The 16,864-nt window shown below is 51.3% G+C and carries 13 protein-coding genes; 7 read left to right on the plus strand and 6 right to left on the minus strand.

Features of this window, described 5'->3' with window-relative positions; genetic code table 11:
- Positions 1-54: 54 nt before the first annotated feature.
- The 6 genes from ABEB26_RS02900 to ABEB26_RS02925 all read left to right on the plus strand — a co-directional run bounded on the left by ABEB26_RS02900 (position 55) and on the right by ABEB26_RS02925 (position 8,845).
- The gene (locus tag ABEB26_RS02900) at positions 55-2,607 is read left to right on the plus strand and encodes a hybrid sensor histidine kinase/response regulator (protein WP_345720442.1); all 2,553 of its coding nucleotides are present in this window, start codon (positions 55-57) and stop codon (positions 2,605-2,607) included.
- A gap of 585 nt (positions 2,608-3,192) precedes the next feature.
- The gene (glmS, locus tag ABEB26_RS02905; protein ID WP_345720444.1) at positions 3,193-5,037 is read left to right on the plus strand and encodes a glutamine--fructose-6-phosphate transaminase (isomerizing); all 1,845 of its coding nucleotides are present in this window, start codon (positions 3,193-3,195) and stop codon (positions 5,035-5,037) included.
- A 206-nt stretch (positions 5,038-5,243) separates the two neighbouring features.
- Entirely contained in the window at positions 5,244-6,314 is a 1,071-nt protein-coding gene (locus ABEB26_RS02910) for a YihY/virulence factor BrkB family protein (protein ID WP_345720445.1), read from the plus strand.
- 198 nt (positions 6,315-6,512) lie between these two features.
- On the plus strand, positions 6,513-6,932 hold the full coding sequence (locus tag ABEB26_RS02915; RefSeq protein ID WP_345720446.1) for a hypothetical protein: 420 nt from the start codon (positions 6,513-6,515) through the stop codon (positions 6,930-6,932).
- Between the two features lie 15 nt (positions 6,933-6,947).
- Positions 6,948-7,841 carry a 16S rRNA (cytidine(1402)-2'-O)-methyltransferase gene (gene rsmI, locus ABEB26_RS02920; protein ID WP_345720447.1) on the plus strand — a complete coding sequence of 298 codons (894 nt, stop codon included), beginning with the start codon at positions 6,948-6,950 and terminating at the stop codon, positions 7,839-7,841.
- Positions 7,842-8,116: 275 nt separating this feature from the next.
- Positions 8,117-8,845: a PIG-L deacetylase family protein gene (locus tag ABEB26_RS02925; protein WP_345720448.1), complete on the plus strand. Its 729-nt coding sequence runs from the start codon at positions 8,117-8,119 to the stop codon at positions 8,843-8,845.
- Here ABEB26_RS02925 and ABEB26_RS02930 read toward each other — a convergent pair.
- The 4 genes from ABEB26_RS02930 to ABEB26_RS02945 are packed head-to-tail and all read right to left on the minus strand — an operon-like array spanning position 8,817 to position 12,184.
- The gene (locus ABEB26_RS02930) at positions 8,817-9,518 is read right to left on the minus strand and encodes a hypothetical protein (RefSeq protein ID WP_345720449.1); all 702 of its coding nucleotides are present in this window, start codon (positions 9,516-9,518) and stop codon (positions 8,817-8,819) included. The two genes, ABEB26_RS02925 and ABEB26_RS02930, sit on opposite strands and share 29 nt — an antisense overlap.
- Positions 9,519-9,529: 11 nt before the next feature.
- Positions 9,530-10,186: an SDR family oxidoreductase gene (locus tag ABEB26_RS02935; protein ID WP_345720450.1), complete on the minus strand. Its 657-nt coding sequence runs from the start codon at positions 10,184-10,186 to the stop codon at positions 9,530-9,532.
- On the minus strand, positions 10,183-10,956 hold the full coding sequence (gene trhO / locus ABEB26_RS02940; RefSeq protein WP_345720451.1) for an oxygen-dependent tRNA uridine(34) hydroxylase TrhO: 774 nt from the start codon (positions 10,954-10,956) through the stop codon (positions 10,183-10,185). Before trhO ends, ABEB26_RS02935 begins: the two co-directional genes overlap by 4 nt.
- Positions 10,957-11,011: 55 nt before the next feature.
- On the minus strand, positions 11,012-12,184 hold the full coding sequence (locus ABEB26_RS02945; RefSeq protein WP_345720452.1) for a WXG100 family type VII secretion target: 1,173 nt from the start codon (positions 12,182-12,184) through the stop codon (positions 11,012-11,014).
- 357 nt (positions 12,185-12,541) lie between these two features.
- On the opposite strand from ABEB26_RS02945, the gene ABEB26_RS02950 reads away from it, so the two are divergent.
- A complete protein-coding gene (locus tag ABEB26_RS02950) occupies positions 12,542-15,136 on the plus strand; it encodes a RecQ family ATP-dependent DNA helicase (protein ID WP_345720453.1) in 2,595 nt (864 codons plus the stop codon).
- Here ABEB26_RS02950 and ABEB26_RS02955 read toward each other — a convergent pair.
- Together ABEB26_RS02955 and ABEB26_RS02960 are read right to left on the minus strand one after the other, a co-directional pair.
- Positions 15,133-15,306, minus strand: coding sequence for a hypothetical protein (locus ABEB26_RS02955; protein WP_345720454.1), 174 nt, complete (start codon positions 15,304-15,306; stop codon positions 15,133-15,135). The genes ABEB26_RS02950 and ABEB26_RS02955 overlap by 4 nt on opposite strands.
- The gene (locus ABEB26_RS02960; protein WP_345720455.1) at positions 15,293-16,858 is read right to left on the minus strand and encodes an acyl-CoA mutase large subunit family protein; all 1,566 of its coding nucleotides are present in this window, start codon (positions 16,856-16,858) and stop codon (positions 15,293-15,295) included. Before ABEB26_RS02960 ends, ABEB26_RS02955 begins: the two co-directional genes overlap by 14 nt.
- Between the last annotated feature and the right edge of the window lie 6 nt (positions 16,859-16,864).

Raw genomic sequence — 16,864 nt, forward strand, 5'->3', positions numbered from 1 at the left:
TTTTTTGGATTGGCTCACGTTGTTGTTTTTGGCAGCAACTATTGAGAAGTGTGTATGCGACGTTCGCCACTTGCTCGGATTCGCAATGCCCTGCTGATTGGTTTGACGATTTCGTTATTGCTGATTGCAGGCGGTTTGGCATGGTTCTGGTGGACATTTGATCAAGCGCAGCGTCAAGCCCGTGCGATCAGTCCCAACGAACAACTGATTATTTACAGCGTGATCGGCGCGGCGGCAGTGGTTGGGGCATTAACCACCCTAATTATGACCATGCGCAGCGTGCGTCAAACCCGCAAGCCCTTTGAACAACTGCCAAGCGATTTCGACCCTGATCAAGTAATTGAATCAGGCAACTCGGGCGACCCGTTGATCGATAACACCTTGCAAAAAGTTGAGGCCTTGCGCAAAAATCTGTTAGCCCGCCAAACCAGCTTGACCCAACAAACTAGCCAATTCCAAACCGTTCAAGCTCGCCACGAAGCGGTTTTCAAACTGGCCCGCTTGCTCAACAGCACCCTTGAGATCGAAACCTTGCTCAATGATTTTGTGCGTTCGTTGGTCAAAAAATTCGATCTTTCGTTTGTTGGGGTGGGCTTGATCGAAAATAGCAGCATTGTGGTGCGCCATGGGGTTACGCGCAAAGCCGAGCAAATCGAATCGACCTCGACCTTGTGGCTAGCTCTCAGTGCCGGGATTGCTGCCGAAGCTGCCGCCGAAAGCCAGATTATCATCAAGCGCCAGCCGCCCTTTGATACTGCATTGCCCTCGCCCAGTACGGTTGGCACCCAAGTGGCCCACCCCTTGATGAATAGCGGCCATATTATCGGCGTGATGTTGAGCCAAAGCAGCCAAAAGCTCGATGAAGAAACCCTCAATCATCTGCGTGATATTGCTGAATTGCTGGCTTCATCGCTGAGCAATGCCCAACTATTTGCCAATGCCCGCGAACGCGCTACCAACTTGACGGCAATCAACGACTTGGCGCGGGCAATTAGCACCTCGCTCGATCTCAAACGCATTTTGGATACAGCCCTTCAGCAAATTCGCCAGCTTATTCCCTACGATCAAGCTAGCGTTACCACCTATGATGTTGGCAGCAATATGTTTCAAGTGCTGGCGGCCAATGATGCTGATTATGGCATGTTGAGCGCTGGTCAAGAAACTGAGGGCAATGGCCCGTTGCGCACCGCCTACGAAGCAGGCCATCCGGTCTATATCGCCAAAGTTGAGCATCATACAGGCCAGCCGTTGCAATTACCCTTTGCCGATGAAGCTCAATCGCTGTTGATTCAGCCGTTAACCACCGCCGATGTGCGTTTGGGCACGTTGAATTTGACCAGCCGCCGACCCAATGCCTTTGATGAACAACAAGTCAGCTTGTTGGGTGGCTTATCGCACTTTTTGACCACCGCTTTGGTCAACGGGCGCTTGTATAATCAACGTGCTCAAGCTTTACAACAACTTGAGCAAACCCAAGATCACCTGCTATTTGTCGAGAAATTACGGGCGCTCGGCGAATTAGCCAGCGGTGTTACCCACGATTTCAATAATTTGCTGGCAGGTATTTTGGGCAATGTGCAAGTCTTGATGGGTGAATTGCAAAACCCTGAGCAACGCGAAACCCTGCGGGTAATTGAACGCGCTGCCAAAGATGGCGCAGAAACCGTCAAACGGATTCAACGCTTTGCCCGCAAGGACGATGGCGAAATTGATGCGCCAGTTGAGTTGCACGAATTGGCCGAAGATGCACTTGACCTAACGCGGGTGCGTTGGCGTAACGCCGCCCAAGAACAAGGGGTCAACATCAAACTCCAACGCGAAATTCTGAATGTGCCGACGATACGTGGTCATGCTGCTGAATTGCGCGAAGTATTGACCAACTTGATCATCAATGCCGTTGATGCCATGCCCACAGGCGGGATGTTGCGGGTGGCGACTGGTCAGCGTGGCTCGGAAGTGTTTGTGTCGGTCGCCGATAGTGGCATCGGCATGAGCGAAGAAGTTAAAGCGCGGATCTTCGATCCCTTCTTTACGACCAAGGGCGAGCGTGGCAATGGCTTGGGGCTGGCAGTTTCGGCGGCAATCGTTTCACGCCATAGCGGGCGGATCGAAGTCCAAAGCATCGAAGGCCGTGGCACTAACTTCGCGATTTGGCTGCCAATGCTCGAAGTCGATTTTGCTCAAGTCGAAGCCACTGATGACGATGCACCGAGTGTCCGCGGCAGCATCTTGATTGTCGAAGACGAAGAGTTAGTGCGAATTGCCCTTAGTCGCATGTTGGCAGCATGGGGCCATGAAGTTGTTAGCGCCGAAAGTGGCCGCGATGCGCTTGCCAAATTCCGGCCTGGCATGTTCGATTTGGTGATCACCGACCTTGGTATGCCCGATATGATGGGCTGGGATGTGTTGCGGCTGATTCGCGAACGTGAGCATGGCATCCGCACGATGATGCTCTCAGGTTGGGCACGCCAGATCGATCCGGCTGAAGCCAAATTACGCGGAGCCGATGTGGTCGTCGCCAAGCCGTTTGATCAAGCGATTTTGCGCACGACTGTGGCGCATTTGCTGGCTGGCACGCTTGATCTTACCCCACGGGTGATTGCATAAAGGATAGGGCCATTTGATTTGGGGCAAGCGGCTTGTGGTTGGTAGAAAATAGGTGGTATTCGATCTAATCATTCTACCGCTACAAGTCGCTCAGCACTTTGCTTCGATTTTCGGAGATCCAAACGACTTCCCAAATTGACAATATGCAGTATAATGCCCCAATCGTGGTAAAAGGCCATGGAATAGGGTAAGGAGCAACAACAGCTATTCAACTTAAGCGCAACGGTCTGAATCATTGCGATTCAGAAAACGAGGTAGAGGTTCCTCGCCGCAGGGCGAGTGCTAACCTACAAACTCCAAGTTGGTGCGTGCGACTGGCGGCTCGAATAGCCTTCCCGTTGCTGTCCACGGAAACAGGCTTGGCTCAGTTCGTAGGGAAAAGCGAATAATCAGCGGATGCCTCTTGGGTACACCACAGCCCAAAAGGGTGCTGCAAAACTTGTTGGCAACAACGAGCACAATCAGCACCTTGTGGCCAGTTACATAGCAGCATGCCCCACCCCCGTTCATTGACGACACGGGTTGGTGCGGTGTGGTGCTATGTTGTGTTTTAGCTTACTTTTAATTTTCAAAGGATAGATATTTATGTGCGGAATTGTTGGATATGTTGGCCCACGCGAAGCAACTGATGTAATTGTGCGCGGCTTGGAGTTGCTGGAATATCGCGGCTACGATTCGGCGGGGATTGCCATTTTAGAGGATGCCGAATTTCAAATGCGTCGCTCAGTTGGCAAGTTGGTCAATTTGCGCCGCCGTTTGCATGCCGAGCCAACCGCTGGCCATCAAGGCATCGGCCACACCCGCTGGGCCACTCACGGCGCAGTTACCGAAGCTAATGCCCACCCTCATCGCGATAGTAGTGGCCGCGTGGTGGTGATTCAAAATGGGATTGTTGAGAACTATCTTGAACTCAAAGGCCGTTTGATTGAGCAAGGCATTACCTTCCACTCACAAACTGATACTGAAGTTATTGCCCAAATGCTTGGCTTATACACCGCCGAATATGGCGATTTTCAACGCGCCTTTGGTCAAGTAATGAGCGAACTGCGCGGTGGCAATGCGGTTGTGGCAATGGATCAAACTCAGCCTGATTTGATTTTGGCGGCACGGATTGGCAACGCTGGCGCAGTCGTGATTGGTCATGGCGATGAGGAAAATTTCGTCGCCTCAGATTTGCCAGCAATCGTCGATTATACCCAGCACATGGTTTTTCTCGAAGACGGCGAAATGGCTTTAGTCCGCTCAACTGGCGTGGAATATATCAAACTCGATGGCACGCCAATCAGCAAAACAACGACTACGGTTGCTTGGGACCCGGTATCGGCAGCCAAAGGTGGCTACAAGCACTTTATGCATAAAGAGATTTTCGAGCAACCACGCACAACGACTGATACGCTCCGTGGACGGGTTGATCTCGAAACTGGGCGAATCGATCTTGATGGACTGAACTTGAGCGATGCGGAAATGCAACAGCTCGATTGCATCTATGCAGTAGCTTGTGGCACCGCTTGGCATGCCTGTTTGATCAACAAATATTTTATTGAAACCTTGGCCCGAGTACGGGTTGAAGTCGATTATGGCTCAGAATTTCGCTATCGCAACCCTGTGATGAACGAACGCACCTTGTTATTGGCCTTGACCCAATCGGGCGAAACCGTCGATACCTTGGCGGCAATGGCCGAAGCCCGCGAACAAGGCGTGAAAAGCGTGGCAATTTTGAATGCAATTGGCTCGCAAGCAGGACGCTTGGCCGATGGTGGTGCGATCTACATTCACTCAGGCCCAGAAATTTCGGTGGCCTCGACCAAAGTGTTTACTGGTATGTTGATGGCGGGCTATCTGTTTGCCCTACGCTTGGCCCAAGCCCGTGGCACACTGACCAGTGCCGAAATTCGCGAACACATCCAAGCGCTGATCGAAATTCCAGCTAAGATCGATACCATGCTCAAAGATACGGCAGTGTATGATCAACTCGCTGATCTCTATCATCACTCGACCGATATGCTCTACCTTGGGCGCTGGGTCAATGCCCCGATTGCGCTCGAAGGTGCGCTCAAAATGAAGGAAATTAGCTATATTCACGCTGAGGGCTACCCCGCAGGCGAGATGAAGCACGGCCCGATTGCCTTGATCGACGAGCGTATGCCAGTGATCTGTATTGCAACCAAAGATCATGTGTACGAAAAGATGCTCTCGAACGTTGAGCAAGTAATGGCTCGTGGCGGCAAAGTGATTGCCTTGATCAATCCAAGCGATAAACTTGTGCGCTCCAAGGCTGATCATGTGATCGAAGTGCCCGAAACCACTCCATTACTAGCAGCCGTTTTGAACGTTATTCCAATGCAACTCTTCTCGTATGCTATGGCCGTGCGGCGTGGTGCTGATGTTGACCAGCCCCGCAACCTTGCCAAATCGGTTACGGTGGAGTAAAGGTATTACAAGGCCGCCAAGTGCAACCTCTGTGCTTGGCGGCCTCAAGCCGATTCAAGCGCCGATGATTTTAAGCTTTTCATTTGACCCTTGACCTGAACCCTAGCCCCTGACCCCTGTTATCTATCCGTGGTATACGAGTTGCAATTGGCTGATTTAGCACGAATTAACCACTACATTAGCAGGGGGCAGCTATGCAGCCAAGTATGCTTAATTTATTTAAACAAACATTTAAAGAGTGGGGCGATGATAAAGTGCCACGGCTCGGCGCAGCCTTGGCCTACTACACGGTATTTTCACTCGCTCCGCTGTTGATCATCGCGATTAGCATTGCGGGTTTGGTGTTTGACCAAGATGCCGCTCGCGGTGAGGTTACGCGCCAATTAGCCACGTTGATTAATGACGATGCCGCCCAAGCGATCAACGAAATTATTCAGCAATCGAGCAACCAACATTCAGGCATTATCGGCACATTGATTGGCGTGGCAACCTTGCTCTTTGGTGCTTCCGGCGTTTTTGGTCAGCTCAAGGATGCCATGAATACGATTTGGGGCGTAGAGCCAAAGCCTGGACGTGGGATTTGGGGCATTGTGCAGGAGCGCTTTTTCTCGTTCACGATGGTGCTGGGCGTAGGCTTTTTGCTCTTGGTTTCGCTGATTATCAGCACGTTGCTTGAGGCTGGCAAGAATTGGCTGTTTGGCGCAGAGATTGGGATTGTGTTTCAGATCGTCAATTTAATCGTTTCATTTGGCATTATCACGGTTGTGTTTGCCTTGCTATTTAAATTTTTGCCTGATGTTAAGATGGCTTGGCGTGATGTTTGGATTGGTGCAGCGCTCACAGCGTTGCTCTTCACAATCGGTAAATTTGCGATTGGCCAATATCTGAGCACCAGTAGCACCGCCTCGACCTTTGGCGCAGCTGGTTCATTAATTATTGTGTTGTTATGGGTCTATTATTCGAGCCAAATTCTCTTTATTGGAGCCGAACTGACCCAAGTTTATGCCAATATGTATGGCTCACACGTGCAACCCGATGATGATGCCGTAGCCGTAACCGCCGCTGCTCGGGCCGAACAAGGCTTGAGTAACCCTGATTCGCCACGTGATCAGCGTACACCGCGACCGAAATTGGCCGCCAGTAAGCCACAAATTATCGTCACTGAACGCTTTAAATCATTGGAGAAACAACGCTATTTGGCAGCAGTTTTGGGCTTTTTGCTGGCAGTTCTGGCGGGGGCATTTAAGAGTTTAATCAACGATAAATCGCCATCGTAACATGCGCGAGATCGTTACAAAACAGCGGGGCGTTGGCTCCGCTTATTTATTTTAGGCTGGTGAGTGATGGTTGGGGGCTTATCTGATTTCATGATACCATGCGCGACAACCCCGAGTCAATCGGCAATTCGATCAGTAGACAAACCTGCGTGGCTGGCCTACGATAGCCGTTCAAGCCATCAAAGAGGAGTGTATGCTATGACCGACCTGCGGCAGTCAGAAGAAGCATATCAAGTCGAACGTGATCGTCAGCGTATGGAGCGTGAATTGCATGAAGCCAAATTGGCTAACCGTGAGTTGCGCCGTCGGCTTGAGAAGGTTCAACAACAACTCAATGAAACGTCGAGCGCCTATAATAAAACTGTTAAAAATATGCTCGATATGATTCGTGAGAATAATGAATTAACCGTTGAGTGTGAACGTTTACGTTGGTACACTGGGCGCTACGATAGCGAACACATTCGCGTTGAAACCAAACAATTACCCAGACTTAGCCCCGATGAGGCCCGCGCGATTCGCAAGGCCATGGCGCGTTTGCATCACCCCGATATCGGCGGTAGCATCGAACGCATGCAATTGTGGAATAGTCTGTTGGATCAGATTGAGCAAGGAAACTAGCGACGAAGGAAGGTTATGGCTGTACTGTATGTGGTCGCCACTCCGATTGGTAACCTTGAAGATATTAGCCCACGTGGCTTGCGGATTTTGCAAGAGGTTGGCTTGATTGCCGCCGAAGATACCCGCCACACCCGCAAATTATTGCAACGCTATCAGATTGAAACTCGTTTGATCGCTTACCACGAGCATAACAAACTAGCCCGTTTGGATACAATTTTGCTGGCTTTGGCCAATGGCGATGCTGTGGCTTTGGTCAGCGATGCTGGCACACCAGCGATCTCCGACCCTGGCTACGAGCTAGTTGGTGCGGTAATCGAGGCTGGATTTGCGGTTGTGCCAATTCCTGGGCCAAGCGCGGTAATTACTGGCTTGAGCGCTTCGGGCCTGCCAACCGATCGCTTTTATTATTTGGGCTTTCCGCCGCGCCGTTCCAAGGAGCGTTGTGCGTTGTTCAGCGAAGTTGTTGATATTCCAGCAACCTTGGTGCTGTATGAAGCGCCGCATCGGATTTGCGAAAGTTTGGCCGATGCCCTCAGCGTTTTGGGCGATCGCCCGGCTGCCGTAGCCCGTGAATTAACTAAACTGCATGAGCAATTTGTGCGTGGCACGCTCAGCGAATTATTAGCCCATTTCAATGCAACCGAACCACGCGGCGAATTTGTGCTGATGATCGGCGGAGCCACGCGGCCTACCAAACGCAAACCAACCAGTACTTCAACCAATGAGTTTGGGGTGGCGGTTACAACCGATGAAGCTCCAGTTGTTGTCGATTGGGATTTGATTCGGAGTGAGTTGCAACGGCTACGCGCCGAAGGCTGGACTGGAACCAAGGCTGCCAAACATCTGGCTAAACACTATGAGCTTGATCGCCATCAAGTGTATAACGAATGGAGCAACTTGCCAGAATAAGACCAACTGCTTTGAAACTTGTTCATGATGCTCTTAGCCAATATTTTGGGATGATAATAATCCACGGGATATATTTTAGGGGGTGCAGGGGGATGAAAACCCCTGTGTTTCCCTCCAGGGGAGGGACGGAAGGGTGGCGAATTCGAGTTGAAGCAAAAAGCTGTAGATTGCCAGAATAAGCCCAAAGTCGCACGGTTAGTAGCTCATTTAAGGCGTATGATTAAGCTTGGAACTAATTTGGACTGCCCTGAGCAGTGTGTGATGAAAGGTCATCCATGAGCGAGCAAACATTTACGCCCAAACGGATTTTAGTCGTTGTAGCCCACCCTGATGATGCTGAATTTGTCTGTAGCGGCACGTTGTCGCGCTGGTATCGCGAAGGCCATCACATCCATTTTTGTCTTTGCACTGATGGTAATCATGGCTCAAGCGACCCTAACATGACTCCCGAACGCTTAGCCGAGATTCGCCAAGCTGAGCAACGCGCTGCTGCTGCCTATGTTGGCGCTGATGTCACATTTTTGAGCTTTGAAGATGCAGCTTTGGAGCCAACGCTTGAATTACGCAAAGCCATCACACGGGTGATTCGGCGCTACAAACCAGATATTGTGGTCTGCCAAGATCCATCATTTCGCTATAACGATGATTATTTGAACCATCCCGACCATGTGGCGGCGGGCAATGCCAGCTTTGGGGCAATTATGCCAGCAGCTTCAACCCGTTTGATCTTCCCCGATCTCTTGGAAGAAGGGCTGGAACCCCACAATGTGCGGCAAGTTTATTTGATGGGTGGCGAGCGGGTTGATACCTGGGTTGGCTTGACTGAAGAGGATTTTCAGCTCAAACTCAAGGCTTTGCGTGAACACAAATGCCAATTGGGCGATTGGGAGCCAGAGCCAATGATGCGCGAATGGGCGGTTGCTACGGCGAAGTTGGCGCGTGAAGCCGGGGTTGAGTGCGAATTAGCCGAATCCTTTAAGCTCGTGACCCTAGTTCGAGATTAAGCAGGCGTTGGGCTGAACTGATAAAGCGAGGATCGTAGGCCGCAATTTCGTGCCAACGATCCTCGTCGTTTTGCAGGCCGCTAATCAGCCTTTGCTGCACCTCAAGCAGGGCATTGCGAATGGTTGGATAAGCGCGTTTTTGCTCGAAACGGCCAACATCAAGCACCTCACGCGCCAACTCAACACTGTATTTGGCGATCCAACGCGGCTTGAGCCGCTGCCAATCCAGCAATGGCATGGGCTTGGTGTTACTCAGCAAATCACTGGTTTTGACCCAAAATGCTTGCGGTGGCAAGATTGCGATAGTTGAATAATATTGCTCAGTGGTTTTGTTATGCCGATTCAAGCCATCAAGCAAGGGCAGCAAATCGCCAAGCCGCACCAAAGCTGGGCGGGTGTTGATGTAATGTAGCAATTCGTCGCGGCTAATTTGATCATCCTCAAGCAAATCGTGCCACAGCGCAATCACCGTGGCAATTTCATCGCGAATGCCAAACACCTCGACAATTTGCACTGCAACTTCGACTAAATGATACAAATAGGGCTGATCGCTCAGAGGACGCATGCGCCCAGCATTGCGATCGACCGCTAATTGGAGCGCTGGCTCAACTGCCGAGCCAAGGTGTAAGGCTCGCAATCGGGCGATTAAAGCTTCAGTTGGTAGATGTTGCATGGTTTACCTCATTAGCGAATCAAGCGCCAGAATGAGCGACCTTCGAGCGTTTTGCCAATTGTGGTTTCGTCTTGGAGGCACTTGAAAAAGCTCAACGCCAAATCGTTGACATCAACTGGCCGCATAATTGCACCTAAGCGCCCAATCAAGGGCAATTTGCTGAGCAGCGCAAACGGCATGCTTGCTAGTTGAATTGCGCGACGGCTTGGCCCAACAATCGCCGCAGGCCGCAGAATTGTCCAATCGAGGCCGCTTTCGCGCACAGCTTTTTCGGTTTTGGCCTTCCAGCGTAGGTATGAGCCGAGCGGCAAGCCTGCACCTGCTGAGCTAAGCAGCACAAAACGCTTCACTCCTTGCGCTTGGGCCGCTTTGATCAAAGCGATAGTTGTGCCATAATCGACAGTTTCATAGTTTACATTGGCATTAAATTGAGCTTGGGTTGTGCCGATGGTTTGAAATACCGCCTCGCAGCCCTCAAGCGCTGCATCAACGCTGGCTTGATCAGCAAAATCGCAGATGGCAAAGGCTTGGCCAAGCGGAAAATGGGTTTTGCTGGTGGCACTTTGGCGTACCAAAGCTCGCACTTGCCACTCAGGATTGTTGGCGGCTTGGCTGATAATCCGTTGGCCAGTGTAGCCCGTGGCTCCGGCTAAAGCTATCACGGTCATAAGCTTGCTTCCTCGCGCTTACGGGGCAATCCCGTTGGCTGATCCAAATCGTAGTGGCCTGGCTTGAGTTGCTCATCGACCGCGACCCGCTGATCAAACACATAGCACTCGCCTTGCCATTGGTTGGCGCTTGGCTCGACCGTTTCAAGGTATTTCAAAATGCCGCCTTCAAGATGATAGACCGCTTGAAAACCCTTGCGTAGCATATAGGCCGTGGCTTTTTCGCAACGAATGCCGCCAGTGCAAAACATCGCTACCTTAGGATGTTGCTGCGGATCAAGGTTTTGCTCAACAAACGCCGGAAATTCGCGGAACGAATCGGTTTTGGGATTGAGTGCTTGGGGGAATGTGCCAACTTCAACTTCATAATCGTTGCGCGTATCGATTACTACCACCTCGGGATCATTGATCAGCGCATTCCACTGCTCGGCATCAACATAGGTGCCAACACCATCGTTAGGGTTGATTTCGGGCATACCGAGGGTTACAATTTCCTTTTTTAAACGCACCTTCATGCGTTGAAAGGGAATTTCGTTGGTCCACGATTCCTTCCAAACCAAATCGGCAAGGCGTGAGTCGCTGCGTAGAAACTCCAACAATTCGCGCATGGCTGGCTCGGGGCCAGCAACGGTTGAATTAATCCCCTCGTGCGCGAGCAAGATCGTGCCTTTGATCCCACGTTGGTTACAAAAATCGCGCAATGGCTCGCGTTTGGCGGCAAAATCGGGCAGATCGACAAATTTGTAAAAAGCGATGACTAAAATATCCATAATGATCGTCGTTTCAGCTAAAAATAACCTGCTGAATATTGTACCACGCTGGGCCTTAATCGTTCAGCCAAGGGTTTGGTGCAACGCTGATAGTGCAATTGGAGCTATTTAATGCCTCAATTGTTGTAAATTGGACACTCCGACTGCCATTTGGCCGATCCCATAGACTAATCAACTCAGGTGAGTTATCAATCATTCGTCCAGTCGCCATCGCAACGTGGCTGAGTGGGCTGCCACCGCTGACAAAAAAGACAATACTACCCGCATCGATTGGGTCGCCTTCACACCAAGTTTGATTTGGATTGTAGCCTAAACTATCAGCTAGCGCTTGGTTGGCTGCCTGCTTTTGATCTTCTGCATTGTCTCCAGCTTGGCTGAATTGTGTGGCAACATTTGTATAAATTTGATCGAGTTCAGTTAATGAGAGATCGCCTGAAAGCAGCCCAATATACAAAACTGATTCCCAACAATTCAGATTCCATTGACTATATTGGGGTAATGCCACAGCAGCATACGTATTCAAGGATTCATTGGTCATCGCAGGATCTGCAATCAGCGAATTAATTAACTGAGCAAAATTTCGATTAGCTGTTTGGTATGGAGGTTCCTTGTCTTGCGTTGTTGGTGCAAATTGACCATCTGTTAATACCAATGAAGCAGCCGACCATGTTAATGAGCCTTCTAACAAACTGGCAATAATCATTTGCGGCAAGATTCCAGGAAGGGCACGGATCGCTTGCAGAACTTCGGGAGTGCTGAGCAAGGTTTGGCGGATTTCTAAAGGAATTAGCCGAATTGTTTCAATGATTAGGGTTTGTTGCGGTGTTCTGACCCATTGCAGAAATCGATCAATGCTGGGGTGAATAGTTTGTTGTGGCTGACTTAGATCATTAATTAATTCAGATTGCTGCTCAACCGAACCACCTTCGCCCCGAAATAATGCAGCGGCCTCGGCTTCAGCCTCGTGAAAGAGCTTGGCTATTTGGTTTAGGCTGGTTTGGCTTTCGCTGAATACATGCTGAAGTCGGCAATAGGCCGGAACGACCTCGGCATAAAATTCTTTGAAACATGCAGTGGCTGCCTCGCCCATCCAGCCGCCATGCTCAAGTGCTTGGATGGTTTGTTTGAGGCTTTGCAAGATTGCTTGAACCTGGGTTTGTTGCTTGGCGAAGCGTTGAGCGAGTTGTTCGAGCTGTTGGTACTGAATTTGAACGATTGGCACACTCATAGACAGCGGCTCCGTTGTTATTAGTCGGCAATCTGTGATTCTAGGCAGATCGATTGGTTCTGGAGCAGGCTGATTTCAGCACAATTCGGCTATAACGATCTGTTCAACGTTGAGAAGAGTGAACGTGTTTGGTGCTTAACCCTCTCCGCGCACCAACCGAGGTCATAGGCCGAGTATACCAGCCCTGGTGCACCGGATCAATCCCATCCTGGCCACCATCATTCCCTCTTGGTCGGAATAGAAGGTCCGTCGTTTATCACCACCTAGCTTGTGGCTGAGGTCTGTACTCTTGGGCTGTCTACCACGATTCAATCATGTGATATGCTTAGAAACGGATTTGCTACTTTTGAGGCGCTTATGACATTGGTTGATCCTGAAACGCCGCTGTTTACCTTCGATGAAGCTGAAGCCCAGCCGACGGCCTTAGCCAATGAGTTGACCGAAGCTTTGCGCGAGCATTTTGGCTTGCCTGGCTTTCGTAGCGGTCAGCAACAAGTGATCGAACGGGTAATGGCTGGCCGGTCAACTCTGGCTTTGATGCCGACTGGCGCTGGTAAATCGTTGTGCTACCAATTGCCTGCATTGCTGCTGCCTCACGCCACGATCGTGATCTCGCCGCTGATTGCCTTGATGAAAGATCAGCTTGATGGCTTGCCTGAGGCGGTGCGCGAACGAGCAACCTTTATCAACAGCGCAATTCCCTTCGATGAAGTTCGCACACGCTTGCGCGGTTTGAGCGAGGGTCGCTATAAATTGGTGTATGTTGCGCCCGAACGTTTGCGCCAACGCCAATTTCTTTATGCCTTGCAACAAGTTGGCATTTCGTTGTTTGTGGTCGATGAAGCCCATTGTGTATCGTTGTGGGGTTTCTCGTTTCGCCCCGATTATCTGTTTATTCGCGAAGCGCTGCGCGAGCTTGGCAATCCGTTGGTGTTGGGCTTGACGGCAACTGCTAGCCCAGCCACCGAAAAAGCCATCTGCGAGCAACTTGGCGATTTAGAAACCGTGCGAACCAACGTGTTTCGGCCAAATTTACATTTCGAGTTGATCAAAGCCTCGAATAAAGAGAAAAAACAAGCGGCGATTCTTAGCTTGTGCAGCCAAGTTGATGGCGCAATTATTGTCTATGCCCGTTCGCGTAATAGTTGTGAAGAATTGGCCGAGCAGCTGCGCAAAACTGGCGTTGTGGCCGAAGCCTATCATGCTGGCTGCCCCGACCGCGATGCCATTCAAGATCGCTTTATGCGTGGCGAAACTCGCGTGATTGTCGCGACCATCGCTTTTGGCATGGGTGTTGATAAGCGTGATGTGCGGGCGGTGATTCACGCCAATTTGCCCAAATCGCTAGAAGATTATGCCCAAGAGGCCGGACGGGCTGGCCGCGATGGCCAAATTTCGCGCTGTATTATGCTCTACAACTTTTTCGATAAACGCCAACTCAAGGAATGGCTCGAAAGCAGCCATTTCGGAGTCGAAGAATTACGCGAACTCTATAAGGCAGTTTTGGGGCAAATCGGCAAAGGCCAAGGCACAATCAATCAAGCTCAGCTGATGGAGCTTTCGGGCTTTGATGAAACTCGTTTGCGCGTTGGCTTGGGCATTTTGGAGCATGTTGGGCTGGTGCGTCGCCATTTCGATCTGCCGCGAGTTTGCAAATTGCGCCGTGGTGAAGCCCCGGCCACACCCGAAATCAACCAACTTTGCGAGTGGTTTAGCCTGGGGCGTTGGTGGCAAGATGTGAGCAGCCTTGATTTAGCCGCTGCACTGCGAATTGCCCCCAGCCAGCTTGAGCCAACCTTGCTCGCTTGGCAAGAACAAGGCTTGCTAGGCTACGAAGGCGTGGCGCGGGAAGTCTTGCTCGAAGTGTTGCCATCGCCCAAAGATACCCGCGAACGAATGTATCAGGTGTTGAAGCAATGGCGCAGCACCCAAGAACGCCAACTCGATTCATTAACCCAATATGTTGAGGCCAGCCATTGCCGCCATCGAATTTTGGCGGCCCAGTTTGGCCAACGTCTGCCAGCTTGTGGCAATGCCTGTGATATTTGCCAATCGGGCCGCATCACCATCAGCCGACCACCAAATGTCTTGCAGCCCCAAACTATGCCGTTGGTTGGCTCCAATTGGGGCAATGGCGGGGCAATCAGCGACCATCAACGGATTATTATCGAGGCGGTGCGCGAACATCCCCAACAATTAACCAGCCGCGATTTGGCGCATATTTTGGCTGGCTCACGTGGCTATAGCTCGCATCCGTTGTTTGGGGCACTTTCCGAGCGCTCGTTTGACTCGATTCGCGCCGAGATTGATGTGTTGGTTGATGCTGGGACGTTGGCTTATCAAGGCGCAACCTTGGTGGCAGTGGTGGCGGCTCCCAAACGCACTGGCAATCAACAGCGTGATATTGCCTTGCAAGTGCTGGCGACGCTAACTCGTTTGCCCTATCCTTTGGGGCGAACTGGCTTGGTGCGCTTGCTCAAAGGGGTCAGCGATGCCAAGCGTTCGCCTGACCATGGCGTTTTAGCCCACGCCACAATGGAGCAAATTGAGGTGGTGGTTGAGGCCTTGGTTGAAGCCCAATTACTTGATCGCCAGCAGCAGGGGTTGTATCCGTTGTTGGCTTTGAATAGTGCTGGCCGCGAGGTTTTGAATGATCCCCAGACCTTGCCTGTGCTCAACATTCAGGGCAAACGCGATTCGGCCAAAGATGAGCAGATTCAAGCTGATAGCGAATTATTGCTTTTGCTCAAAAGTTGGCGCTCCGAGCAGGCCCGCAAACTCAATCTACCGCACTATATGATTATTCCCGATAGTGTGTTATTTGATTTAGCGGCCTATCAGCCAACCAATACCCAAGAATTAAGCACGATCAAAGGCATCGGCAGTCAAAAATTAGCCCAGTGGGGTGCAGATTTGCTGAGTTTGATTACAACTGGCAAGCCTGCAAATTAGGCTTGTTTGCGTCGCCACCACCAAGCAGCAACCGCCGCCAGCGCAACGCCAACCATCAGATAACTGCCAACGCTGCCATCAATCCGCTCAAATAGATTGGGGACAAGTGTGGTGATGATCAGCACGATCACCACCACGCTTGCTAAAACGACACCCTTAGATCGCCACATCAGGTCGATATTCTCCCCAAATTCGGCGCAATACTCCGCAAACCTCGCCAACAGTTGCGCGTTGGCTCAAGGCTTCGCGCATTGGATACAGCACATTGGCACTGCCTTCGGCGGCGCGTTGCAAATCAGCCAAAGCTGCATCAACCGCCGCTTGATCGCGCTCGGCTCGCAGTTTGGCCAATTTGGCAAATTGTTCGGCGGCTACAGCTTCGTTAGGCTTGAAGATTGGCACTGGCGCATCATCGGTCACAAATTTGTTGACCCCGATCACCAGTTGTTCGCCACTTTCAACCCGATTTTGATAATCGTAGGCGGTATCCATAATTTGGGCTTGTACGAACCCATCCTCGATGGCCCGCACTGCGCCGCCCAAATCGTCGATATGCCGAATCAATTCCAAGGCGCGTTGCTCGATCTCATCGGTCATGCTTTCGACCAAATACGAGCCACCCAAGGGATCGGCGCTAGCCGTCACGCCACTTTCATAGGCGATTACCTGTTGGGTACGCAAGGCCAGGGTTGCGGCTTCGGTGGTGGGCAACGAAAGCGCCTCATCAAAGCCGTTGGTGTGCAGCGATTGCGTGCCGCCCATCACCGCCGCCAAGGCCTGCAAAGTGACCCGCACCACATTGTTGAGTGGCTGTTGTGAGGTTAAGGTCGAGCCGCCAGTTTGAGTGTGGAAACGCAAAGTCAAGGCATGTTCATCGGTTGCGCCAAAGCGCTCACGCATAATTGTGGCCCACATGCGGCGAGCAGCGCGGAATTTGGCGATTTCTTCAAAGAAATTGTTGTGGGCATTGAAGAAGAACGATAAGCGTGGGCCAAATTCATTCACATGCAAGCCAGCATCAATCGCGCCCTGAACGTAGGCGATGCCATTGGCCAAGGTAAAGGCCAATTCTTGCACCGCTGTGGCCCCAGCTTCGCGAATATGATAGCCGCTGATGCTAATTGTGTTCCAGCGGGGAATCCGATCGGCGCAATAGGCAAACGTATCGGTAATCAGCCGCATCGAAGGCCGTGGCGGAAAGATATAGGTTCCACGGGCAGCGTATTCCTTGAGAATATCATTTTGAATTGTGCCCGTGAGCGTTTTCGAGGCTGCGCCTTGTTGAGCGCCAACCAACTCATACAACAGCAATAGCACGCTGGCAGGCGCATTGATTGTCATCGAGGTGCTAACTTTATCCAGTGGAATGCCCGCGAATAAAGTTGCCATATCGTCGATTGAATCGATTGCCACCCCGACCTTGCCGACCTCGCCCTCAGCCCGTGGATCATCCGAGTCGAGGCCAAGCTGAGTTGGCAGATCGAAAGCGACGGAAAGCCCCATTTGACCTTGTTCGAGCAAATAGCGGAAGCGTTCGTTGGTTTCATGGGCCGAAGCGAAGCCAGCATATTGGCGCATCGTCCACAAACGGCCTCGATACATCGTGGGGTAAATGCCGCGTGTATAGGGAAACTGGCCAGCATCAGGCTCGGGCTGGCGGTCGTTATCACGATAAATCGGCTCAACCGGAATGCCAGCATCAGTTGTAATTTGACTGCCCATCAATCA

The organism is Herpetosiphon gulosus (assembly GCF_039545135.1).
Classification (GTDB): domain Bacteria; phylum Chloroflexota; class Chloroflexia; order Chloroflexales; family Herpetosiphonaceae; genus Herpetosiphon; species Herpetosiphon gulosus.